This window comes from Methanosarcina sp. 1.H.T.1A.1 (assembly GCF_000979295.1).
In the GTDB taxonomy this organism is placed as follows: Archaea; Halobacteriota; Methanosarcinia; order Methanosarcinales; family Methanosarcinaceae; genus Methanosarcina.
Genome location: NZ_JJQY01000025.1, coordinates 1 through 1,590, shown reverse-complemented (window position 1 = coordinate 1,590; position 1,590 = coordinate 1). Strand labels below are relative to the sequence as shown.

At 43.0% G+C, this 1,590-nt stretch carries 1 protein-coding gene; it reads left to right on the top strand.

Annotation, left to right across the window (positions count from 1 at the left end):
* The coding region (locus tag EO95_RS03155; protein WP_156163962.1) for a putative Ig domain-containing protein at window positions 1-1,590 on the top strand (1,590 nt) is incomplete at both ends.

Sequence of the window (1,590 nt, the reverse complement as noted above, 5' to 3'; positions counted from 1 at the left end):
TGTCAAATTAGTTGACCATGCAGGATGGACTAATTCTCCTATGATACCCTTAATTGGCAGCAAGGGTCCTGTAACCAATCTTACTGTAAGAGGATTTGAAATAAATGTGAACTATCCCGGCAACACCGAAACTCCAAAAGGAAAAGGATATTACAACTGTATATATTTTGGTCGAGTAAAAAACATAACGGTTTGTAATATGTATATGCATGATGGACATGGGGATGGGCTGCGAGCATACTACTGTGAAAATATCCGATTCTATAACAACACAATCTCTCTGCTTGGACACGACGGGCTTTATGCTATTGAATCTAATAATGTAGAGGCCTGGAATAACAAAATCACATGTCGGATAAATAGCGCTCTCCGGGTCTGGAACTCGGATAACGTAAAATTCCACGACAACTTTATTGATTCTTATCCGGATGCGGGTCCAGGTATTCAGGTTCAGAGATCCACCGGTAATATGGGTGTAGAAATCTATGATAATTTAATTACAAATACCTACGGACCAGGTATCTGGGTTATCGGGACCGCCGGAGCATATGATAAAAGTTTGTCAAGTTGCTATATCCACAACAACATTTTCAATGGCAGTGGCACAAATAAGAATATTCAATGGGTTGGTGGGGTTTTAGGCAGTGGTTTTCATAATGTCCTGATCGAAAATAACGTCTTTGACGGAGTTCATAACGCTGCAGTCGTGAACATGTACATGACTGATACTAATGCGGGACCCTCAGGAACAGGATTCACGACAACAGTCCGAAATAATATAATTACTAATACTGTCCCCAGAACCACAAAAGGAACCGGTACTGGATACGGGGTTTTAAACTGTCTTACCAGCTCCCACAAAATTGTGCTGGAAAATAACTGCCTCTACAGCAACACTGCCGGGAACTATAAAAATGTTAACTCAGCAACAGATATCTATGTAGATCCTCTTTTCGTGAATAGTAACAGTGGAGATTACCACCTCAAATCAGTAGCAGGTCGCTGGAATGGGGAAACCTGGGTAAAAGATAGCATAAGTTCTCCATGCATTGATGCAGGTTATTCCTCCTCTGATTACTCAAATGAGCCTGATGACAACGGAGGCAGGATCAACATAGGTGCATTCGGGAACACAAAGTATGCTTCAAAATCAGGAACGCCAATAGTAGATAATCAGGCCCCTGTGATAAATTCCATCCCGGATGTTACTGTTGAAGCTGGAAAAAGCCTTACCTTTATAGTAAGCGCTTCGGATGCAGATGGAGACAGTCTCGCATACTCTGCTTCAGGCATTCCCACAGGTGCTACTTTTGACAGCAAATCAGGGGTTTTCAGCTGGACTCCGGTTGCCGGACAGGAGGGGACATACAGCTTAACCTTTGAGGTAAGCGATGGAAAACTGACAGATTCGGCTACTGTAGCTGTAAACGTTGTCAATCATAATCAGGCTCCTGTGATAAATTCCATCCCTGATGTTAGTGTCGAAGCTGGAAAAAGCCTTACCTTTACAGTAAGCGCTTCGGATGCAGATGGAGACAGTCTCGCATACTCTGCTTCAGGCATTCCCACAGGTGCTACTTTTGACAGCAA